The organism is Saccharolobus solfataricus (assembly GCF_900079115.1).
Classification (GTDB): domain Archaea; phylum Thermoproteota; class Thermoprotei_A; order Sulfolobales; family Sulfolobaceae; genus Saccharolobus; species Saccharolobus solfataricus.
On record NZ_LT549890.1, the window covers coordinates 1,992,305 to 2,010,951 of the forward strand.

The following is an 18,647-nucleotide window of genomic DNA, read 5'->3' on the forward strand; positions in this document are numbered from 1 at the left end:
ATAAGAAAATTTATCCTATTACACCTATTATTGATTACCTAAAATTCAATTATATGTATCCAATAATATAAATAAAATGAAATTTCTTCGAATCTAATGCTATTTTTGATATATTAATATTAATTAATACTTTTTATGTTAACTATTATAAAAAGACATTGTTGTGATACTAAGATTTTCCATAAATTTTTATAGAATTGAGTAAGATAACCGTATAATGCGCTATAATTAGTTATTAACGGAAAACTATTATTTTTAATAATACGATTTTGGATCTACCGAGAAGGGGCGAGGCTTTCAACATTTTGTAAATCTTTGAGTATAAACTTATTCTTGAGAACGGTATATTTTGGGATATTTACCCATTTACCCAACATCTCCCTAAAATAGATAATGTGATTACCAAAAGGATAAAGATATTTTAAGTCTTTCAGATAGTGATTGCCCCGTCATACTCAAGATGAAAGCTGATATGAAATGGTAGAAGGGTGCATGGCTCATAAGCTCTAGAATCCTATCGTCCTTAACATTAGCGTAAGCTATTCCCAGGGCCGCAGAGATTTTATCTATATAAAATAGGCAATCGCCTTCTGCGAGAACTTCATTTATTATATTAAATAGAATATCTGGCTTGTCCGCTAACCTATGAAAGAGATCCCAATTTCAATTTTCACGTGAGAGTGTCCGGAATGTAAAAAATTGAATTTTTATTGGCAAGAATAAATTGGTTTCTAGTATTATCTTGGATTAAATTGGAGTAACACTTAAGTTATGGGAGTAGAGGGTAGTACCATGGCAAGAACATTAAGACACATACCAAACCTGATGTACTACCCTCTTCCCCCAATAGAGGATATGCCGTGGAGGGAAAAATGGTTAACGGAGATCAAGCCCGTGCTGGACGCCATGGATTTGGAGAGGGTCCTTGGCGAGGGCGCGCTGGTTTACCTGAAGTTGTTAATCGTCATGGTGCTCTATTCCTGCTCCTATAGGGACGCGGTGAAAATGGTCAACGTGAACGTGGTCGTGGCCTGGTTCGTGGGGAGGAAGGTGGGGAAGAGCACGCTGCACGACTTCGTGGGCAGGTTGTACGGGGTGAGGAAGAAGTTGTTGGAGATTTCCTTCAAGCTTGAGGAGAAGTGCCTACCCAGTTACCTCCCTGCGAGCGCGCATCTCGTGGACTTCATGGCGTGGCTAGTGGACTCCTTCCTACTGGACTTACCTCCTGGGAAGAGGAGCGTGGAGACCTTTCGGGAGAAGGCGGAGCTGGAGAGGAGGGAAGGTAACTTGGAGAGGGCCGGGAAGCTGCTCTCCCTGGGGAGAACCAAGAGGAGGTTCGAGGGAAGGTGGACCAAGAAGAGAGGGGTCTCGCACTACGGGCTCAAGGCAGTGGCCGTGATCTCCGTCTCCCTCTTCGTGAGGTCCATCACGTTGAAGCCAGCCAACTTCTCGGACAAGAGGTTCAAGTCACCGCTCAAGGGGATTAAGATCGCGGACAGGGGATTCTCTCCCTCCCCGACACAGCTCATAGCGCGGGAGAAGCCCTTCACTACCCTGAGGGCCCACGTGGAGTTCTTCGGCACCTACCTGAACGCGTTCTGGAGGCCCTACGGGACTACGACTTGGAGGAACGACGTCTTCCTTCACGTCCTGGGAGTGATCTACAACATCAAGATATTCCTCGCGATCCAACGGAGGACTCCTCCAGAACGTAGAGCCGTTCAGCTCTGAGACGCACCTCCTCGCGATCAGACAACGCTATGCGCGATAGGTAAATCCTCTCGTCTTGATATTTTTCCATTATAAAGTTTTTCTCGGTGATCCAGGTCCTATCCTTCTGGCAATATTAATATTTATCATTCTGTTTATCTATTCGTTCAGATAATTACATTCCGGACACTCTCTCGTTACCTTTTGACTTCTGAAAGGCTTCCAAAGCAATGTCTAAGTATCTTTCCTTTTTAGTGTATGCATAAGCTGTATTAGCGGAAAGTGCGTATAGCATAATATTCGTACCTTTATCTCCATGTTTAATCCTCTCTATACTATCAATTAACTTGTCAACCTCGTCAATTTCATTGAAGATGGAGTGATAGCTCACTAACGAGTGAGCGGAGAAATAGAATTCATAGTCATATTTCTTTAAGCCTTCCCTTAAACTCTCCACGAACTTCTCGCTTTCTTTAATTCTTCCTAGACCTCTTAATGCCACTGCCAAAGTATAATTATTTAGAATTTTCTCCGTTTTTTCTCTTTTATACGTTAAATAATAAGATTTTAATACATAAGGCTTTGTATAGTTTTATACACATTATTTTTTTAAATAAAAAGACAAAATAGGGTCTATTATCTTGTATTCATCATTTATCTTATCTACAAGTCCTCGATTTTTTAGTATTTTTATTACTCTATATATATTTGATACTTTGATTTCGCTTAATTTATTACCTTTTGCTAGGCCTTTCAATACCTTAATTTCGTTCTTTGTAAGCCCCTCTAGATCTTTTTTCAACTCTATCTCTACATTAGGATCTTCAAGAATGGCTTCAATGTTACATTCCCTCTCAAATATCAATCCGGCTAAATTCAACCACGCGGGGATACCTTCGGTTAATTCATAGACTTTTTCGTAATATTCTTTACATTTTCCTTTAAGCCCTTCATTTAAGAACCTTATTGACGTTTCTTTGTCAAATGATTTAAGTCTCTCTATTTTGAAATAGTTGTAAAATGGTTCTTTAGCCTCAGTTATCATTTCCTCTATTATACCTGTTTCAGATCCAGAAACTATTATTTCAACGTTTTTACTTTCTTGTAATCTTTTCCTAGTTAACTCTAAGATCTTTGGAAATGGTTGTTTAAGAACTCTAATCTTTTGAAACTCATCTATCATGATTACTACGTTCTTCCCAGTATCTTCAGCGATTCTTTGAGGTAAAAGTAACACATCATCTAAGATTTCACTGGGTTTTAATTTATTCTCTTTAAATAGAGAATAACGATCAATATATAACTCTAAATTCTGCATTCTAATGCTTAAGCTTTTGATTGAGCCAAGGAACTGATTTAATGACGCCACTAGAGATGATATCGTATTTTTAGCTCTCATTTTAAGCGACTTAGATAATGCCTCCAACACTAGCTTGCTAGTGAGCTCATCAGCAAATTCTTCTATTGATGTTATTCCTTCTAAACTTATCTTTGCTACTATATATTCATTACCTAATTTAATTTTAATATAATTTAGGAGTGAAGATTTACCCATTCTTCTGGGAGCTAATATTGCTACGGGCTGTCTTCTATTTATATAGCTAAGTAAAACGTTAACGTAATCCTCTCTATCAAAGAATTCATCTTCTTCAGTTAACTCTCTACCGAATATGAATTTGACCATACGGTACCGATATTATATCGGTACCGTAGTTTAAATTATTTACTGCGTTCAGTACACATTCTACCTAATAACTGCTTTAGCTAGGAAGTTGCCCAAGTATAGATGGAGTGTTTGGTATAATAATAAGCCTTATGAGGTGAAGTGACCCTCCCCTAATCACGCGGATTGAAAGAGTCCGCGTGGCAATAGTAGCTGATACTATGCTCAAAATTGGACCGAAAGATTTATTACTGAACGCCCTTTTGGAGAACATGAAATAACTTATAGGATAAATTACGGTGAAGATAGTATACTAAGAACTTTTAAAGTTAGGTATTTAGGAAAGGAAGGGGATAAGCATAGGGCCTTAATAAAAGAAGGCGTAACTGGTTGTGGAATAAGAACTAGAAGAATAGAGAACAAGGAGATATTAATACCAGATAAACTGTATCAGCCTTTACCCTTTACAACAAAGGAGTGAAAGTGAAGAAGATAAAGATCCAAATCCGATAGAATGCGAAATATGTAAAGCAATAGTTTCAGTATTATGTGGACTATTAGCTGAAGGAGTAGCTAAAAGTGTGGCATGTGACGAAGCTTGTGGAACAGTTTGCTTAATATTTGTTGAGGATCCCATTATTTATGATATTTGTGTGGTAATATGTATACCTTCTTGTGATGAACTACTTCAACTAATTATCTCAATAGGAGTAGCGACTGCATGTGGACTAGGTGGTGAGTATCTATGTCAAAAGGCTGGTCTGTGTTGCTAATAGATTTTTTTTAGATATGTGGTTATAAATAGCTAAGGAGGGAGGGATAGAAATGGAAAGAAAGGGGACAGAAATAGAAAGAAATAAGATATCTTTTTTAAAGTGGCTTGAGCTAACATTATTATTTGTGATTTTGCCTTCAGTAGTGGCAGTCATACTATCATTCTCAATCCCTTACTATTTATTGCATAACATAACACTAGCAAACACTCTTAGTACAATAATTCCAATAATAGTATTTGGCATCTCAGTGGCTTATTTTGGCAAGTACCGCAAAAGTCATGGCATTATAACTCCCTTTATGAAAAGAACATCTATTCCAATTTTACCAGATAGTGGACAACCAATTGACGAAAAGTATATTAAGAGTTTCGAAGCTGGGCTAAAATTTGTTAAAGGTGAAGAGTATATTAAACGTTTAGCTATGATTGGTATGATGTATTTGCAAAATGCCGTTGCTTATGATAATAAAGACCTCTATTTGAAGGCTAAGGAATACTTATCAAAGGCTGAGGAGGCTATGAAGGGAAAGGATGTGAGATTTGAGACTAGATTGTTGGTTGATAATTTGAGGAGTAAGATTGAAACGTATAAGTACCGTTTCGGAGAAAGATAAGCAATATCTGGCTAAACTGAGGAGTTATCTAAATAAAAAGAAAATTCTGAGTATAGTACACCACACGCTTTATGAGAAATTGAGAGAAGAGATCTCATTACCATCAAATATGGTTGAAAACCGTTATAGAGACGCTGTCTCAATATACAAGGTATGGCATAATAATCCTGACACAGAAAAGACAAGCCTCGCCCCTTCCAGCGATAGACCCAAAATCATCTTACAAAAATAATTCTGATTGAACAATATTAAATTTGTTAAACATAACCAAGTTTATAACAACATTAAGAATTCAAGAAATTGGAAAAAAGGTTTAAAGCGAGAAAATCGGTATTACCATAAGGGTTTACGGTATGCCAATTCCCTCATTAAACATTCAACAAATAGTGTATAAATTACTTTCCATGATTAACTTCCACGGGAGGAAGGGAGAGGAAGCTACAAAAACCTCGGTCTCAGCATCATTACACAACGATTCAGTGGAAAAACGTTTCCAAAGCTTACAACGTATCACCACAAACAGTGAGGAATTACGTTGAAGAACAAGGATTACAAGTAGTGGAAAAATACTGGAATAAGTGAAACAAATCTCACTCGAAACGCTTAAGGACGTGAAGGAGATAGATCTATCATTAGATTGGACAACTTGGTACGGAAAACTTGTAGAAGGTTTGGGAAGCTCAGAAAAGGGATACTCGTGGAACTACACAACAACGACGAAATACGAGGGAAAAATCCTCATACTCGCCTTCATACCGCAAGTTAATGACAAAGGATGAGATTGTCAAGATCTTGATTGAACAAGTGGTTGCAATGGGATTTAGGATTAAACTGATAGCACTTGATGCAGGATTTTACACGGTTGAGGTGATAAAATTCATATCCCAGTTCAACTACATTATTGGAGTTCCCGTTAGTGATGTCAAGATCTACGAGGAGTTTGATGGTGAATATGTTACGAATAGTAAGAGGCGTAGTAAGGGTGAGCAGGTTAAATTTAGGCTGATCGTGTATAGGGAGAAGATCAAGAGGAAAAAGAAGGAGGTTGTTTACTTCGCCAGGGGTACAAATCTCGATTTACCCAAGAATAAGGTCTTGGAGTAACAAGGTGAGGAATCCGATAGAAACGTCTTATAAGAGTGTTAAATCGTTCCTCCCCTTTACGTGTTCAACAAAGTTCATTTTCCGCATGTTAATCTTCTTACTTGACGTGCTCGTTTACTCCTTGTACACTATCCTCAAGGATAACGTGAAAATGAGGACTTTCAAATCACTAATTTCAAAAAATATTGAAAATATATCTGAGATAGAGATTTATTTAAGTAAATTGGAGGAAACGCTTACTAATACTACAGGTTTATTTTTAAGGAGGTGATTTTTGGGAGTACCGGTTAGGGCGGGGTAGCTCACAGATATATAAACCCTATGAAAGTCTGATCCCTATTTCGAATGCAGATATTCCTAAAATAAGTCCATAATAATATATGGCCAATAAGTGCTATTATGAAAACATCAGGTAATATGCTGCTGCCATTGATCCCAGAAAATGTATCATTACTGGTGCAAACATAGTCATGGCAACTGGAATGAAAACTACTACATAAACAATTAAACCCGTGGCTAAACCAAGTCCTAATGCCTTTAAACTGAATGTAAGATTTAATTGTCTTACATATAATACAATCACACCAAATATTACACCTATTACTATGCTGACCACAAAATGCGCAATCATGCCCACAGCTACAGCGTTACTCATTGATGCACCTAGAGCCATACCCATTACCATAGGAAAACCCTGCTGGAGGACGACCTAAGCTCATTGCCCCTATCATTAGCACTATGACCATTGCTATACCACCCAGGATTCCACCTATTATAGAGGAAATTATAATATTTTTGCTCTGAGATTTTCTTTCTTATTATCCATTTATCTTCACATACTCTAAACTTAATAATTGAACATACACAATAATTTCTTCATTGGATTATCCTAATTCATACTAGAAATTTTCACAATTAGTCGTTTTAATCGAGATGTAGCTAAGGAATTAGAACGTGAAAAAACGGCCTCTGAAAAAGGTTTATGTGAGAAGGTTATGAAATCTTTTTGTGGTAGTACTAGAATGAACCTCGTAAGCCCTTTCACATAAGCTTTTCTAAAATAATGTCTTTGTTAAAATTTCTATATCTTAAACGTTAAACGAGCGTTTTTCCATACTACTCCAATATTTTTACAAACGTTTTTTGAATTTCATGACTGTTTGAGAACACTCCCAAAAAACAAGCTTAATATATTTATGTTACATTAGTACTAACCGTGTCATACGACATTGCTGAGGAATTTTTGAGGAAGGGGTCGGACTTTCATTGAGGTTTCATGAATTTGTATTCAACCCCTCGTCCTCATACCCCTTATTTTCCTCCCCATGCCGTCTACGGGACTAACTCCCTTCAAGGACATGGGGAGTTTCATTGGGTGCCTTCCTCCCCCTCACATTGCTCACAGAGTTCATTGTGGCACCCTCTAACTTAATGTTAGCATGAAAGTTTATAAATTTTAATGCTTCTAACATTCTTATGGAGCAAATAGTTTTCAGATCAACGGTCTCAAGTTATGGTACAGATAAGTATGGGAATAAAAGATATGGCATAACAATACCTTCAAAACTAAGGGATAAGGGTGAGAAATTATACGGCAAGGAGGTGATTGTAATTGTTATCCTACCAGATGATGAGGAGTAAATTAATAGGGTCTAAGGAAGCACTTGATAACTTTCAATTCGTCACAATAAACGGTAAAGTGATTTTCAACGAGAAAGACAAGGTTGTTAGGATTGCTAGGGTTTACTCACAAGTTGTTAAGAGTGCTATTAAACCGTTGTTTGATGGGAAGAGTGTTGATGAGTTAACTAAGGAGTTTTATAATGTTTTACCTAACTATGTTTATCTTGAAACTGCTTTAAAGCAAGCTAAGACAATTGTTGAGGGTTTGTTAGAAAGGGAGGAAGAGAGGGGTGAGATAATTCATGCAAGGATTAGAAAGTTCTGGTTTGGGAGTAGGGGTAATAAAAGTGATAGGGGTAATAGGAATATGAAGTTCCGCGTTTTAGAAGACCGCGTGTTAATTAAGGTTAGAGACCCGTGGAATAAGGAGTGGATTTTTGGGAAAGCTTATTTCGGTAAGGAGTACTTACCACTGCTTAAGGAGTTGGAGGATTTAGCTCAAAGGAAGGAGGAGGGTTACGGTGCTTTAGTAAGTTTTAAGGAAAAGTCGATGATTCACCTTCAAATCCCACTCTGGTTGTACTTGAAACACTTCTCTTTACCGAAGCCTACGGGTTACGGTTTGATTGCTGGTTTTGATTTAAATAGTGACAGACTGAACGTTGTTGTGATTAACAAAGATGGTAAAGTTATTACTACTAGAACTTTTTGGTATTCAGATGTTACTAGGCCAGGTTTTCCGAAAGTGAAAGCTAGGGCTTTACGGTTAAACGCTTTATCTAACTCCCTGGAGTTCCTATCAAGGATTGGTGTTGATTACGTCGTTTTTGAGGATTTATTCCTAGTTAAGAGGAGGAAGTTTATCAAGAGTAAAAGTGGTAATAGGAAGATTAGCAAATTTGCTAAGAAGCAGTTACTAATTCACGGTGTTATTAAATCTTTAAGGTTTGGTTTTAACGTCGTGTTGGTCAATCCTAAGGGTACTACTAACTCTGGGGAGCATGATAGGGTAATGAGGGAAAAAGGGTTTGACAAGCATACGGCATCAGCTTACTTAATAGCATTAAAAGGGTTAGGAATGTTGAATGATATTAAATGACATGAACTTCACGACTTATCGGAAACTGTTGACAACGGCAAAGGATTACTTAAAAGCTTCCGAACTGTCATTTGAGCACAACCTTTATGAAGCCTCAGCATTAAACAGTGAAATTTCAGCCCAACTCTCCTTAATTTTCAAGTTAGGAATAGAGCCTCCCCGAACTCACGGGATTAGAGAGTTACTTTCATTAATATACGCGAAACTTGGAGATAAAAGGATAAGTGACTTTACGAAGGAGAATAGAGAAAAACTCATTATTCTAGAGAACGTGAGAGGAAAGTCACAGTACGGTTTACCTCCAGTGTCTAGGGACGAGGCTGAAATAGCTTTAAGTACTGCGCAGGAAATACTAAAACTTGTAGAATCATTATGGAACCTATAGAGAAGATAAAGTTATTACGAAACTGGAGGGAAGCACTTAGAAAGCTTAACCTTGAAAGATTTGAAGAAGTATATGTGTTCGGCTCTGTAGTAAGCGACAAGATAACTGGGGCAAGTGATATTGACTTAATCTTGGTTATTAAACGGGGTGAAGATAGGAATAAAGCGCTAATAGGCTTCTTCGATGAGGTCGAGAGCAAACTAGGGGAGAAAGCATCATATCTGTTTGACGTTAAAGTAATTTATGAAGATGAGAAAGAATTACCGCCATACAAGTTCTTTCTCAGAGATGCAGTGAGAGTAAAATGACTTTGTCTGTAATATATTTACGTAACTTTTAGTCATTTCTAATTAACTTCTAATCCTCTTAAAGCTATTAGGTAAGTTGATGACATATGCCTATCAAGTTACCTCACGTTCATAACCCAAAGCTTAAAATCTTTATAGTTAATTACTCAGAGAGTATCACTATGAACTCTATGAGCAGTTGAGAGGGGGAGGAAAGTACTCAATGAAACTCCTCATGTCGTGATTGGGAGGTAGGCTCCCTAACCTAGGCACGGGGAGGGAGAAGAAGTGATGAGACTGAGTAACTAGTAGTAATTAAAAATAACTATTAGTTACGATGAAAGCCGAACTCTGTTGTACTTCCTAAGATTTTAAAAGATAAGATAGTTCATCTTAATACACAGAAGATTTTTGCGTGCTTTTTTAGGGTATTATTGCCGTTGCCAACAGTTTTCGATAAACCGTAAAGTTTATATTATTTTGCATATATATTTATAAAAGTTGAAACAATCCACAAACCATCACTTTTCTCTACTTTTTAAGATATCTCCTCACTAAGATATCAGGAGGGATATTGTTAGAGAATGCTATTCGATAAATTGTTGATTAGTATATAATGAACATCTTAAACAAGATCCCACCCACTATTATTGCTAAAGTTATCATAAAGAGTATTTTGTAGTTCTTCAAAGAATCCCTACTTGTCATTATAGATAAGCCTAAAAGTAACGGGCGACGGATCTATTAAATAAGCTGCTGAAAAATTTACTAGTGCCTCAAATATAATCAAGATTCCCATAAAATCGTCATCAACCTTACATTATAGTTAATAAACTTAGGTAATATGCCAAAATAATATATCAACGTAGGTATTAGCTCGTAAATATAATAATGAAAAGTAACGGATGATGTTACAATTAAGTAAGCTGGCAAAACTAAATAGAGTAAAATATGCCCGTTAAGGTAGAATGCATAGGGGAAAATTATTGATAAGAATAACATCGCGTTCTCTAAACCCTTAGCTTCTTGCGCGTAAAGTAAAAATGAAGAAGCTAGTAATGCTATTATCGAAATAGAATAAACATTGTAGATATTCACTCCATGAGCCAAAAACCTCCAGAGATAAATAGAAAAATGAGAGAGACAATAGCTAGAAATTGAGGCAAGTATCTACTGTATTCAGTCTCCCTTCTTATCATTACTTAAGCTCAGCATTATTTCCACTAATTGCTTTCCCTTTTCATTGAGGTTATAATATTCTTCTTCTTTTAATATTAATGGCTCAAGAATTTTTAGATGATAATTTAATCATATTATTGAGCAACGTAGCATAAGGCTCCCTAATCATATGATATGTAAATCCTAAAAATCTAATAAACGTGTCGTTTTATACTGCTTAGTTGATCTGTTGAATATTTTTAAATTAAATCACCAATATCTTCCTTTCAATTAATCTCATGATGTTCAATTTCTGTTTATGAATCCTCTTAACTCTTGGCGAAAATTCAATAAATCCATAAAGCAGTTTTATACTTAAAGCGCAATCACAGTAGAACTATAGTTATAAGTTCGCTATTGCTTTGTCGAACTCTCAAACTTTCTTAAGTATAAGATTCAATTTTTCTTAAAGCCAAACGCCGAATTAGGAGTAAGTAAACGGAAGTCAGAAAGAGTTATACTTGCTTATAGTCTGAAGGACAACAACATTTCTGAAACTATACAAGACCTTTCCGTATGATAGGAATAGAGTCTTGCCCTTTAAAGTCTCAGAAAGTATAAAAGTGTGTTTTATAATGTTTATTAATAATGAGTATAAGTACTAGTGCAGAAGTATATTACGAGGAGGCTGAGGAGTTTTTATCTAAGGGTGATCTTGTTCAAGCTTGCGAGAAGTATTATAAGGCTGCTGAGGAAGCTATAAAACTTCTCGTTATAGAAAATAACCTAAAAGAAATAACAAATAACGTTAAGAACAAAGGAAGATGGAAAAGCGAAAACTTGTTTAAAGCTTCCAAATTGTTACGAAGTAATAACACTGAAATACCAATTCTATGGAAAAGTGCATGGACTCTTCATGTGGAAGGATTCCACGAGCTTAGTTTAAACGAGAAGGAAGTTAAAAAACTTAAGGAAGATGTTAGAAAACTGGTCATATTTGCAGTTAATAGTTAAGGATTTTACTCTCAATTAAAGAGACCATTGAAGTTTAATTAGCGTTCCATATAATTTATAGTAAATTAATAATATTACTATCACCATTTGAAAGATGAAGTATGAGTTTCTAAGGGCCATTCAAGTTTTCATTGCAAATTCATTATATTTCAAAAACTATGACGAATTTAATTGGGTGATAACGGTTTATAAAGGGAATACAAGCTTAATCGTGTTAATACTTTTATATTTATATTATTCATAAATTGAAATCGTAATGGATCCGTGAATCACCTCAGCATTTTGTAACATCAGATTAATACCACGTTAGTATTTTTAGTTTATCTCAAGATAAAAGAAATTCCCGTACTGAAGTGGACTAAGCTTAAACTAAGTTACAATGGAAAGGTTGGGAATTGCCTTGTTAAGAACGTCACTCGCATAATCCGTTATGTCTCTAAACACACATTATATAATGTAATTATATAAAGGATAAAGATATTTTAAGTCTGTTGGATACAGATTGACCCGCCATACTCAAGATAAACTCAAAGATGAAACGATAAAAGGGAGCATTGTTCATAAGCTCTAGAATTCTATTGTCCTTAATATTGGCGTAAGCTATTCCTAGTGAACTAGAGATTTCATCTAAATAGAATAAGTAGTTACTTTCTGCGGTAATTTCATTTATTATATTAAATAGAATATCCGGTTTGTCTACTGACTCCAAGAAAATGATCCCGACGTTAATTTTCACGTCACCTTTTAACTTCTGAAAGGCTTCCAAAGCAATGTCTAAGTATCTTTCCTTGTTAGTGTAGATATAAGCTGTATTAGCGGAAAGAGCGCGCATCATACTATTTGTGGTCTTATCTCCATGTTTAATCCTCTCTATACTATCAATTAACTTGTCAACCTCGTCAATTTCATTGAAGATGGAGTGATAGCTCACTAACGAGTGAGCGGAGAAATAGAATTCATAGTCATATTTCTTTAAGCCTTCCCTTAAACTCTCCACGAACTTCTCGCTTTCTTTAATTCTTCCTAGACCTCTTAATGCCACTGCCAAAGTATAATTATTTAGAATTTTCTCCGTTTTTTCTCTTTTTACTCTTTCATTAAGCATAAGAGCGTCTTCAACCAATTCTGACCTGGCCGGTTCCTTATCAAACCTAATTGCTATACTCCTTAGAAATTCAGAAATATTGGATTCAGTATTATAAGATGGATTATCTCTTAACAATCTCATGAAATACTCCATAGGATCATAATCCTCTAATAGGTGAGAACATTCTGCGATTACCCCCATTAAAGCTAACTTGGAATACGTAGGCTTCCTTCCACTGAGGCATTCGAGAAGAATAAGCGTATTAGAAACTAAAACCTTATCCTCAACAATTCTCTTATTTTTCTGAAGTATTATAGACATAGTATCCTTGTCTCCCATTATTAGGTAAACTTCAGCTAGTTTAACTAAGTGATCAGCAGAATGATCTCTCCTCTTTAAGATCTTATAGTACTCGTCCAGCTCATCTTTAGTTAGAATATTTTCCGAAGCTCTGTATAGATAATAATAAATCTCGGCAAATCTCCTTTCATAGGCACTTAGACCCCTTGTGAGTTCCTCAACTTCTTTGAAGTCCATTAATATTCAGTAAGTCCATTAGGAAAAATAGTTTACAGTATATTTTAGACAAATCTTAACTAATTAGATCTTGGAAAACTCTTTACAATAGTCTGAGTATTTTTCTTAATAGTCTTTTCCTTAGTAAACATGAAGTCGATTAGAAGTGGACTAAGGGTGATTCAAGCTTCCTTTGCAGATTGTAATATCTTGTCTAAATATGGCTGACTCCTTATGTGAACTACCCTGCCCTAACCGGTAGACCCAAAATCGTATTATTAAAAACAATTGCTTTCTGTTTATAACTAATGATCATGCATTATACGATTATTTTATTTAATTATATCAAAATTTATGGGAAAAATCCAGCTCTATAGTAATATTTTTTATGATTGTTTACCTAAAAAGTGTAAAATTGGTGAAATGCCCCTGGTTATTGGGTATGAACATGTATCAAAAATAACATTAGATTCAAAGAAATTTCATTTTATTTATATTGTTAGATGGGTATAATTGTATTTTAGGTTATTAATGATAAGTACAATGGGATATGTTTTCTTATATTTGAAGAAACAATATGATAATCTTAGCTGAATTTATATTTGTAAGACTATTTTGGGTCTACCGTAACGGACAAGGCTTCCTGCTTCACAACCCCACCTTGCCAGCGGTAGAGGGCGGAGCTCCACACTAAGGGTCGTTCCGACCCCGAACGAAACTCATTAACCATGACACTGTTACCGCCTTTGGGGCTACTGTCTGGAGCAGAGGCGTACCTCATTGACCCTCGCTTTAACCAAGGCGTCTCGGTGACGCTCACTCCATTGGTAACTATCATTAAGAAATTTATGATTAGATTAGTTAAAAAACTTTTATATAAGGGGCTATCCATCCCTCACAGAAGGGGACTTTCGCCCCCTTAACCCCCGTTAAGATAAAACATATTAGTCAGATCTATGCGATATAGATCTGACTGGGGTTGAGACCGTTGACTCCTTTGGGCTTAGAGCTCGAGAGAGTGTCTAAGCGCAAATAATTGAATAAATATATGTTCAGTTTTATAAATAATTATTCAGAAGAGAAGATAAAACAGTGCAAAGTGTTAAATTTTCTCTTGAAGTAAAACTAGGAAGTAATACTTAAGGGAGACCGGGACGATATAATACCGAGACACATGAAACCATGGATAAAGTACTACACCGGCCCGTCCCCTATGAAAACTTAGCTTCAAGACATAAAACTCTTGTGAAAATAAACTACCTACTAATCACGCCAACTATCCTCTTACGCCTCCCCAATCTCTACGTACTAAAAGCGTTAATAGTAATGGTAGTATGGACTTGTTCATACAGGGACGTGGGAGCTATTATCAGACAGACGTAGTAGTAAGGTGGTTTCTAGGAGAACGCAAGTCAAAGTCCGAAATTCATAGGAAGGCAAAGAAACTTAAGGGAGAGTTCCTGTTCAAGGAGTACGCAAAGGAACTGGAGAAGAAGATGAGCACACTAACTGATTACTTACCAGGTAGCGCATTGTATGGTAAGGTGGGGAAGCTGTGGACTGTTGACTCTTTACTGAATCAGGGGTTAATAAGGATAGTGTAGGGTATACCAAAAATTCTGTTTTTCTCCATACTTGAATATTTTCTATTATAATATAAAATTAATCTTTCGTTGTATTGAAAAATATAATTATATTTCTCTTCTATTATTATTATTCAATTATTTCCGTCTGAGACACCATCTTAAGTATTTTTATCTAGCTTTTTAGAAAAAATGACAATAAACCAGCTATGAGCTCAATTATAACCACTATTATGACTCCCTCAATTATAGTCGAATTATTACTAAATAATACCCCAACTGTTTCTGGAATTACTGAGACTCCAACATTTGTTATTACACTATACATGGAAGTGGCGAAACCAGCCTTTGCAGGATCATTAACGTATAGAGTTGTTGAAGCCATAGCCATTGACCAATAGGCATTTCCAAAGAACCCAAATAGGAAATACCCTATCGCTATTAGGGGGAAATTAATAGTAAAGGAAAGGGATAATACTGTTATAACCGCTGAGAGAGATGTAAGCAAACCAACCGATATCAGACCTAACCTTAACCTATTTTCCAGTAGGGATGGCAATATTATAGCACCAAGCCCAGAACCTAGGAAACTAAGCCCAGTTAAGAACCCTCCCATACTCACTGCTAATAAAGTAATTATACCATGAATTTGCAAAACTATTGATGCAATACTGCCAAGAGTTACTGAGATCGATGCAACAGCCAATCCGACGTACCAATTCTTTACCATTCCTAGATTGAAACTACCTTTAAGAGATCTTTCATAATGAGCAGGATAGCTCCTCAAAGATGGGATAATTAAAATCATAGCGATTAAAGCTAAAATCGCATTAAGCATTAATGTTCCTCTTAAGCCTATAAAGGAAAGTATTGACGGACTGATAAACGAGCCTAGAGCCATTCCAATAAATAAAATGCCAACGCTTATACCGACAACAGTATTAGCATTTCCTTTGAAAACTGATTTAGCAATACTGCCAACTGGAGCTACTGCTAAGGGATAAGCTAATGATGCGATTATGGCGAAAAGAAAGAAGGTTCCAAAGCCATTGGACACTGCCCTACCTAAAAGTCCTATAAACGATAGGAGAGATGAGAGTAATAAAACACTTCTAGTGGTGAACTTGGCTGATAGAAAACCCGCTAACAAACCTAAAATAGCCATACTATACCCGTAAGCTGATATGATAAAAAGGATTGAACTTAAGGGTACATTAAAGGTGTACTCTAGAACAGGTACCAAGGGTGCTAAAGAAAACCATCCAAAGCCTATGGTGAATATAAGTAACCAATACGGTAAAATCCTTGTTTCCATCACCTCAAATATTAGGAGTAAGTAAAAAAGCCTTACTATTATTATGTAGTGATCATATGATTTTGACGTAGTTTAAAGATTTTCATCAGTCCCACTATCCCTCCTAAACGCCTTTCAGTGGTGTTTCACCAATTTTACTCAAAATGATACAATTTCTATGGAAGAGAAAAATATCAGAGCGGAGTTAGAAAAATCGGCTTATTTCAACACAAGAAGCAAAAAATTTTCATATTTGTTGAAGAAACTAACAGAAAACGAGTTTATATATAAAGAGTAATACCATTTGTCTAGTATTATCAATAGAGGAAAGTAGGTGGAAGGACGAGATGAACAAGAAAAGGTTAAAGCGAGGGACTCCATAACTCCGTTATGCAAACCATACAAGTATCCAAAACGGAGCTGAAGTCCCTCGCTATAAATTTAGCAACAAACAATATTAACGTTATCTCTCAAGATCTAGACCCGGAAATAGTGAAAGCAGCACCATCCTTGCTAACCGGAAACAGAGGAAAATACTACTTGAAGGTAGTAAGACGAGGCGAGAAAGTAATTAGTAAAGGTCAGAGAACCTTCAAGTTCTACCCAATCTACAGAGAAGTAAAGGGAGAGATCAACGTAGTCGCTGTAGATGAGACCGGATTAACCGTGGGAGAAAAGGAACAAGAAAAAGCAGAGGGCTTTCTACTCTACAACTGGAAGAGAAAAGGAGTAAAGATGAGATCCTTGGACCTCGTATATCCCTTAAGGTTACCCCTCCTAGTGGAGGTAGCAGATTTGAGAAGCGACAGTCCATCACAGTTCCTACTCAGGAGCGTGAGGGAAGTAAGCCAATACATGGAAATAGATTACGTTGTAGCTGACGCCGGATTCTTGAACCTAGGGGTCATCAAGGAAATGCCCGTGAAGACCATTGTGAGAGGAAAGTCGAACTTGAAGGGATTCAAGGAACTATCTAACGTTCCATTAGTTGAGAAGAGATACGAGGTTAAGGACAAGGTTTACGTTGCGTATAGGGTCTTGGAATTTGAAGGGCTTTATTATTACGATGTGGTTTACGTTAAGGGAAAGCCGAGGCACTTCATGTTCGTAACGAACTTCGAGGGAGATCCCTATGAACTGGCTGAACTCTATAGGTTGAGGTGGCAGGTTGAGGAGGGTTTTAAGGTTAGGAAGGCAAGGATAAGGTATGTTAGGAAGTTGAGTAATAAGATCTTCTTGTTCCTCTATTATACGGTTCTGGATTCTGCGTGGAATCTAGTGAATCATCTTCTCTTTAACTTCAAGTCCACGTGTAAGAAGGTTTTGTCCTTCGATTCATTCGTCAAGCTTCTCTAACTTTCTCGGTGTTCAGAGGAGACTATGCACGTCGTTTTCACCACGTGAGAAAAATTCAGAATTCTCCTCTTATTATTAGAATTGTACGCTATATTTTTTGCAAATTATTTTAACATGTTATGTTTCATAATAATTTTATTGTTTTTCTCTATATCAATCTCTTTTTGAAAGTGCTAATATTATATCTTTCAAATGAAATAATTTGGTGAAACACCACTGAACGCCTTTCAACAAACCTCAATAGCTCCCTGACGTTACTTAGATTAAGGAAGACCAATAGCTATCTCACTACATTGATGAGCACGATGAAGAAGAGTAAATGACCTACTATATTATGTAGCCGTAGAACTGTGCTCTTAAAAAATTAAGTATAAGTTAAAGGGAATGGAGATCTTAACTAATTTCACTACTTAGGTTATATAGAGTGAGGGATTTTTGGACATAAAAGCACTGACAGTTTACTACTGTGTAAGTATTTGTGGTAGATATTCTGCTGAATTCACGTAAAATATTTAATGGTTTCTCGCTAATATTTAGTAATGATAGATTTTCATTTTCATGCTCCAGTTAAAGAGTTTTTAGATTTTTTGGGAGAATTTGGTGAACCTGCAATTAAATACTTTAATGCAAAGGTGGAAGTTAAAGGCTTAAAGGAGACCTTAGACTATTACGAGTCTTTTGGAATAAAAAGATTTGTCGTATTACCAATAGATTCCACAACGTTTTTAGGTAGAAGGATTCCAAACCAAGTTATTAACTTGGATGATCGTATCGTGAAATTTATTTCCGTAGACCCATCAAAACCGAACGCTGATGAGGAACTAAAGAGGTCAATAAAGGAATTTGAGCCAGTAGGTGTTAAGCTACATCCCCAATTGCAAGGTTTTCATCCATTAGATGAAAGAGCGTTAAAAATTTACGAGATAATTGATAACCACGGACTAATAGTTGTCTTTCATACCGGTACATCTGGTATTGGGGCTGGTGTAAAATCCAGTATTAGATTAGACTATGGTAGGCCAATATATTTTGATGAAATAGCAGTGAGGTTTCAAAACATGAAAATCATATTAGCTCATTTCGGGTGGCCGTGGACTGAAGAGGCAATTGCGATAGCTTTACACAAACCTAACGTTTATTTAGATCTATCAGGCTGGGCTCCAAGATATATTCCACAAGTAATTTGGAGTAATGCGAAAAGACTTAGCGATAAATTATTGTTTGGCTCAGATTTTCCTCTAATTAGGCCGGAACGTTGGTTAGAAGAGTTTAAGAGTGTAAATTTAAGTCAAGATATCAAGGATAAGATACTGAAACATAACGCCGAAAAACTTGTCAAGAAGAGTTGATTTTCATTTATCTCAAAATAAAAATTACTA

General features: G+C 36.3%; 16 protein-coding genes and 2 pseudogenes. 12 read left to right on the forward strand and 6 right to left on the reverse strand.

Annotated elements, in window-relative coordinates; all coding sequences use genetic code 11:
- Positions 1-771: 771 nt before the first annotated feature.
- Complete coding sequence (locus tag SSOP1_RS10625; protein ID WP_010923771.1) at positions 772-1,731, forward strand: IS5-like element ISC1234 family transposase; 960 nt, start codon at positions 772-774, stop codon at positions 1,729-1,731.
- A 154-nt stretch (positions 1,732-1,885) separates the two neighbouring features.
- Here the strand turns inward: SSOP1_RS10625 and SSOP1_RS10630 are convergent, their stop codons facing one another.
- Together SSOP1_RS10630 and SSOP1_RS10635 are read right to left on the reverse strand one after the other, a co-directional pair.
- Complete coding sequence (locus SSOP1_RS10630) at positions 1,886-2,218, reverse strand: hypothetical protein (RefSeq protein WP_010923772.1); 333 nt, start codon at positions 2,216-2,218, stop codon at positions 1,886-1,888.
- A gap of 93 nt (positions 2,219-2,311) precedes the next feature.
- Positions 2,312-3,394 carry an AAA family ATPase gene (locus SSOP1_RS10635; protein WP_009988663.1) on the reverse strand — a complete coding sequence of 361 codons (1,083 nt, stop codon included), beginning with the start codon at positions 3,392-3,394 and terminating at the stop codon, positions 2,312-2,314.
- 512 nt (positions 3,395-3,906) lie between these two features.
- On the opposite strand from SSOP1_RS10635, the gene SSOP1_RS17150 reads away from it, so the two are divergent.
- The 3 genes and pseudogenes from SSOP1_RS17150 (at position 3,907) to SSOP1_RS10645 (ending at position 6,137) form a co-directional block, all read left to right on the forward strand.
- Positions 3,907-4,146 (forward strand): hypothetical protein, encoded by a 240-nt coding sequence (locus SSOP1_RS17150; RefSeq protein ID WP_231918334.1) that lies wholly within the window; start codon positions 3,907-3,909, stop codon positions 4,144-4,146.
- Positions 4,147-4,198: 52 nt separating this feature from the next.
- Positions 4,199-4,762, forward strand: coding sequence for a hypothetical protein (locus tag SSOP1_RS10640; RefSeq protein ID WP_009988667.1), 564 nt, complete (start codon positions 4,199-4,201; stop codon positions 4,760-4,762).
- Between the two features lie 353 nt (positions 4,763-5,115).
- Positions 5,116-6,137: pseudogene (locus SSOP1_RS10645) on the forward strand (DUF4322 domain-containing protein).
- A gap of 126 nt (positions 6,138-6,263) precedes the next feature.
- On the opposite strand, the gene SSOP1_RS10650 reads toward SSOP1_RS10645, so the two are convergent.
- Positions 6,264-6,521: a hypothetical protein gene (locus tag SSOP1_RS10650; RefSeq protein ID WP_231918271.1), complete on the reverse strand. Its 258-nt coding sequence runs from the start codon at positions 6,519-6,521 to the stop codon at positions 6,264-6,266.
- Between the two features lie 821 nt (positions 6,522-7,342).
- Here SSOP1_RS10650 and SSOP1_RS17430 point away from each other — a divergent pair.
- The 4 genes from SSOP1_RS17430 to SSOP1_RS10665 are packed head-to-tail and all read left to right on the forward strand — an operon-like array spanning position 7,343 to position 9,281.
- On the forward strand, positions 7,343-7,507 hold the full coding sequence (locus SSOP1_RS17430; protein WP_009990129.1) for a hypothetical protein: 165 nt from the start codon (positions 7,343-7,345) through the stop codon (positions 7,505-7,507).
- A complete protein-coding gene (locus SSOP1_RS10655; protein ID WP_009990130.1) occupies positions 7,494-8,588 on the forward strand; it encodes a hypothetical protein in 1,095 nt (364 codons plus the stop codon). The genes SSOP1_RS17430 and SSOP1_RS10655 overlap by 14 nt, the downstream gene beginning before the upstream one ends.
- Entirely contained in the window at positions 8,575-8,973 is a 399-nt protein-coding gene (locus SSOP1_RS10660; protein WP_009990131.1) for a HEPN domain-containing protein, read from the forward strand. The genes SSOP1_RS10655 and SSOP1_RS10660 overlap by 14 nt, the downstream gene beginning before the upstream one ends.
- On the forward strand, positions 8,961-9,281 hold the full coding sequence (locus tag SSOP1_RS10665; protein ID WP_009990134.1) for a nucleotidyltransferase domain-containing protein: 321 nt from the start codon (positions 8,961-8,963) through the stop codon (positions 9,279-9,281). The genes SSOP1_RS10660 and SSOP1_RS10665 overlap by 13 nt, the downstream gene beginning before the upstream one ends.
- 765 nt (positions 9,282-10,046) lie before the next feature.
- Here the strand turns inward: SSOP1_RS10665 and SSOP1_RS10670 are convergent.
- Entirely contained in the window at positions 10,047-10,358 is a 312-nt protein-coding gene (locus SSOP1_RS10670; protein WP_014511741.1) for a hypothetical protein, read from the reverse strand.
- Between the two features lie 708 nt (positions 10,359-11,066).
- Between SSOP1_RS10670 and SSOP1_RS10675 the strand changes: the two genes are divergently transcribed.
- Complete coding sequence (locus SSOP1_RS10675; RefSeq protein WP_009990136.1) at positions 11,067-11,432, forward strand: PaREP1 family protein; 366 nt, start codon at positions 11,067-11,069, stop codon at positions 11,430-11,432.
- Between the two features lie 460 nt (positions 11,433-11,892).
- Here SSOP1_RS10675 and SSOP1_RS10680 read toward each other — a convergent pair whose 3' ends face one another.
- Entirely contained in the window at positions 11,893-13,056 is a 1,164-nt protein-coding gene (locus SSOP1_RS10680) for a hypothetical protein (protein ID WP_009990137.1), read from the reverse strand.
- A 1,153-nt stretch (positions 13,057-14,209) separates the two neighbouring features.
- On the opposite strand from SSOP1_RS10680, the pseudogene SSOP1_RS10690 reads away from it, so the two are divergent.
- Positions 14,210-14,612, forward strand: a pseudogene (locus tag SSOP1_RS10690) (IS5/IS1182 family transposase); the annotation flags it as partial.
- A gap of 181 nt (positions 14,613-14,793) precedes the next feature.
- On the opposite strand, the gene SSOP1_RS10695 reads toward SSOP1_RS10690, so the two are convergent.
- Entirely contained in the window at positions 14,794-15,933 is a 1,140-nt protein-coding gene (locus SSOP1_RS10695; RefSeq protein ID WP_009990140.1) for an MFS transporter, read from the reverse strand.
- A 369-nt stretch (positions 15,934-16,302) separates the two neighbouring features.
- On the opposite strand from SSOP1_RS10695, the gene SSOP1_RS10700 reads away from it, so the two are divergent.
- Positions 16,303-17,268 (forward strand): ISH3-like element ISC1439A family transposase, encoded by a 966-nt coding sequence (locus tag SSOP1_RS10700; RefSeq protein WP_010923788.1) that lies wholly within the window; start codon positions 16,303-16,305, stop codon positions 17,266-17,268.
- Positions 17,269-17,807: 539 nt separating this feature from the next.
- Positions 17,808-18,617 carry an amidohydrolase family protein gene (locus SSOP1_RS10705; RefSeq protein ID WP_009990142.1) on the forward strand — a complete coding sequence of 270 codons (810 nt, stop codon included), beginning with the start codon at positions 17,808-17,810 and terminating at the stop codon, positions 18,615-18,617.
- Positions 18,618-18,647: the final 30 nt, after the last annotated feature.